The following is a 3,838-nucleotide window of genomic DNA, read 5'->3' on the forward strand; positions in this document are numbered from 1 at the left end:
AAACCGCCGTAGGAAGGCGGAGCGGGCCGCTGGGGCGCCTCGCTCCCCCGGGCCGCGTAGCCGCCGTAGCTCTGCTCCCCCCGCTGGTATCCCCCGTACCCGGAGGTGCGGCTGGGGATGCCCCCCCAGTCCCCCACGCCCGGGTCCAGGAAGGTGCGGCCGGAGCGCTCCAGATGCTCCGTGGGAATCTCGTCCACAAAGCGGCTGGGACGGTTGGAGCTGGTGCGGCCGAACAGCATGCGCTGATTGGCGCAGGTGAGGTACAGCTTCTCCTTGGCACGGGTCATGGCCACGTAGCACAGGCGGCGCTCCTCCTCCATCTCCTCCGTCTCTCCGATGGCCCGGATACCGGGGAAGATGCCCTCCTCGGCCCCCACCACAAAGACCACCGGGAACTCCAGCCCCTTGGCCGAGTGCATGGTCATCATCACCACGCAGTCCTGATCTGGGTCGTGGCTGTCCAGGTCGGTGTACAGGGCGATCTCATCCAGGAAGCCCGCCAGGGAGGGCTCCTCCCCCGCATTCTCCAGATAGCCGTTGATGGAGGTGAGCAGCTCCCGCACGTTTTCCAGACGGGTCCGGTCCTCCACGGTGTTCTTGCTCTCCAGCATCACGGCGTAACCGGTGCGGGCGATGAGCTCCTCATAGAAGTCGGGCAGGGGCATGGTCTGGGCCTGCTGGGCCAGCTCCCCCATCATTCCGGAGAACTGGGCCAGCTTAGCCGCCGCCCGGTCCAGTTCGGGGTACATCCGCGCGTTGTCGATGACGGCAAAGAGGGACACCCCCTCCCGCCGGGCGATCTCCTGGGCGGTCTCCACCGTCTTGGCCCCGATGCCACGGGGAGGGTTGTTGATGATCCTAGTGAGGCGCAGGTCGTCCTCCGGGTTGTTCAGCACCGCCAGATAGGCGATCATGTCCTTGACCTCCGCCCGGTCGAAGAAGCGGGTGCCCCCGATGATGCGGTAGGGGATGCCGTTGCGCTTGAACGCCTGCTCCACCTGGTTGGACTGGGCGTTCATCCGGTAGAGGACGGCGTGGTCCTTCCAGTGCCGGCCCTGGCTGTAATCCTCCAGGATACGGGCGGCCACATACTGGGCCTCGTCATTTTCGTTCATGGCGGTGTAGAGCTGGAGCTTCTCCCCCTCCCCCGCCCGGGTCCACAGTTCCTTGCCCTTGCGGCCCTGGTTGTTGCGGATGACGGCGTTGGATGCCTCCAGGATGTGGCGGGTGGAGCGGTAGTTCTCCTCCAGCCGGATGACCCGGCAGCCCTTGTACTGCTCCTCAAAGGAGAGGATGTTCTCGATGGTGGCTCCCCGGAAGCGGTAGATGGACTGGTCATCGTCCCCTACCACGCAGAAGTTCTCATATCCCCCCGCCAGGGTGGAGGCCAGCAGATACTGGAGATTGTTGGTGTCCTGATACTCGTCGATGAGCACATAGCGGAATTTCCGCTGATAGAAGGCCCGCACGTCCTCGTGCTGCTGGAGCAGGCGGACCGTGTGGAGGATGATGTCGTCAAAGTCCAGGGCGCTGGCCTCCCACAGCCGGCGCTGGTACTCCACGTACACCTTGGCGATCTTGGTCAGGCGGAAATCCCCCGCCCGCTCGCAGTCGGCCAGATACTCCTCCGCCAGCTTCATAGCGTCTTTGGCCCGGGAGATGTAGCCCAGCACGGACCGGGGCGGGAACTGCTTTTCGTCGATATTCAGGTCCTTCAGGCAGTCCTTCACCACCCGCAGGGAGTCGTCGGTGTCATAGATGGTAAAGGAGGAGGAGAAGCCCAGCTTCTCGATGTCCCGGCGCAGGATGCGCACACAGGCGGAGTGGAAGGTGGAGGCCCAGATGTCATTGGCGGCTGGGCCCAGCATCCGCTCCAGCCGCTCCTTCAGCTCACCGGCAGCCTTGTTCGTGAAGGTGATGGCCAGGATGGTCCAGGGGGCGGCGGGCTCCAGGCGGCACAGTGCCTCCTGCCGTGCCCTGTCTCCCGCGCCGGAGGCAGCATACTCCTCCAGGAAGCGCAGGTCATCCTCCGTCACCCGCTCCGGCACCTCCGGGCTGTCGGAGCCCCGGCCGTATTTCATCAGGTTGGCGATGCGGTGGATGAGCACGGTGGTCTTTCCACTGCCAGCCCCGGCCAGCAGCAGCAGCGGCCCCTCGGTGGCCAGCACCGCCCTCTGCTGCTCCGGGTTCAGATGGGCGAACTCCCGGGCGATGGCCCCCCGGCGGGCCTTGGAAAATCTCAGTTTCTGTTCTTGATCCAGCATATCTCTCTGTCCTCGGTTCTTCAGTTTCACAGTTAACTCCTATTGTACCGTAATCCGGGGGGCAGGTCAACCGAAAACCCGGCCTTCCCTGGGCCGAAGGGGCGGCGTCCGGTGGGATGCCGCCCCCTCTGAAACGGGACTCACTCCTCAGGCGGCTGGAACAGCCGCTCCATGGGCACCTGAAAGATCTGGGAGAGAGCCAGCACCTCCCGGTCACTGGCCTCCCGGCGCTGACCCTCCAGGGCGGAGAGGCTGGACTGCCCGATGTCGATCCCCTTCAGTTGGAGCTGCGCCAACAGTATTTTCTGTTTTATGTTCTTTTCCTTGCGAAGCGAAACCACATTTCTTCCAATACAATTCTTATCTCCATAGTCCCTCCTGACTCTCACGGGGGATACCTCCATTTTTATCTGGTAAACAGATTATATGGAGAATTCCCGTTGTTATTATCGGAAAAACAGATTATAATGGTGACGAGGTGATTTTAATGTCAGATAGTCAAACCAACTTTACCTTGACTGATCCCGCCATCGAGCCGATCGATCTGAACCGGATGGACGAGTTCCTCTTTTCAGCTATGCTGCGGGCCTCCATCCACCTCGGCGGCTCTCACACCCCTCTTCAGCTGTCCAGGATGGTCAGAAAGTCGCTTTTGAAGCTCTCTCTTGAGAAGGATCTGACCTTTGACCTGGCTTATGCCAAAGAATTCACCCCCGTCTCCAAGCTATCCCCCCTGGCGCTCCAGATCTACGAAATGCTTATCGCCTACACCGTCCAGATTGTCCGGAACGGCCGCTGCCCCGCTTCCATCCCAACGCCGATACAGGAAGAGACCCCCTGAACCGCGCAGTTTGAAATAGACAGCGATCCCCACAGGGGCCCCGCCGCTCCTGTGGGGATCATTCTATCCTCCGCCTCTTCCAGCAGAGATTGCTCCCAAAAGCCTTCTCCCGGGGAAGGTGATACGGCGCATGCCGCGACGGATGTGGGGGCGGCTTTCCGCCGGGCCGCATCACAGCAGCAGGGGCGCACATGGTGCGCCCCTGCAAACTTCTTTTTCAGTTTCCGGCCGGGCCCTTCTCTTGTCCGGCCAGCAGCAGCTCTCCGGCTCGGAAGATATCTCCCGCTCCCACGGTCAAAATCAGGTCCTCCGGCTGGGCCAGCTGGGCCAGCCGTTCCGCCACCTGCTCCACACTGGGGCAGAACTCCGCGCCGGGGATCTGCTCTGCCAGGTCCCGGGAGGAGATGCCCAGCTCGTTCTGCTCCCGCGCCGCGAAGATCTCCGCCAGGAGCACCTGGTCCGGCAGCTTCAGCACCTCCACAAAATCGGAAAACAGCTCGTGGGTCCTGGAATAGGTATGGGGCTGAAAAGCGCAGATCACCCGCCCATATCCCAGGCTCTGGGCCATGGTCAGCAGGGCCCGCAGCTCCTCAGGGTGGTGGGCGTAGTCGTCATAGACCTGCGCCCCCCTGTATGTTCCCTTATGCTCAAAGCGGCGGCCCGCTCCCTGGAAGGCGCCCAGCCCCTCCCGGATGCCCCGCACCGGCACCCGCAGGGCCAGCGCGGCGGCGGC

General features: G+C 62.9%; 4 protein-coding genes. 1 reads left to right on the forward strand and 3 read right to left on the reverse strand.

Annotation, left to right across the window (positions count from 1 at the left end):
- Together BN1969_RS15755 and BN1969_RS15760 are read right to left on the reverse strand one after the other, a co-directional pair.
- The coding region (locus BN1969_RS15755; protein ID WP_082203678.1) for an ATP-dependent helicase at positions 1-2,264 on the reverse strand (2,264 nt) is incomplete at its 3' end.
- A 140-nt stretch (positions 2,265-2,404) separates the two neighbouring features.
- On the reverse strand, positions 2,405-2,653 hold the full coding sequence (locus BN1969_RS15760; protein WP_242850363.1) for a helix-turn-helix domain-containing protein: 249 nt from the start codon (positions 2,651-2,653) through the stop codon (positions 2,405-2,407).
- 98 nt (positions 2,654-2,751) lie between these two features.
- On the opposite strand from BN1969_RS15760, the gene BN1969_RS15765 reads away from it, so the two are divergent.
- Positions 2,752-3,105: a hypothetical protein gene (locus tag BN1969_RS15765; protein ID WP_050625152.1), complete on the forward strand. Its 354-nt coding sequence runs from the start codon at positions 2,752-2,754 to the stop codon at positions 3,103-3,105.
- 217 nt (positions 3,106-3,322) lie between these two features.
- Here BN1969_RS15765 and BN1969_RS15770 read toward each other — a convergent pair.
- Positions 3,323-3,838: glutamate ligase domain-containing protein (locus tag BN1969_RS15770; protein ID WP_272867236.1), on the reverse strand; the 516-nt coding region annotated here is incomplete at its 5' end.

The organism is Clostridium phoceensis (assembly GCF_001244495.1).
GTDB lineage: Bacteria > Bacillota > Clostridia > Oscillospirales > Oscillospiraceae > Lawsonibacter > Lawsonibacter asaccharolyticus.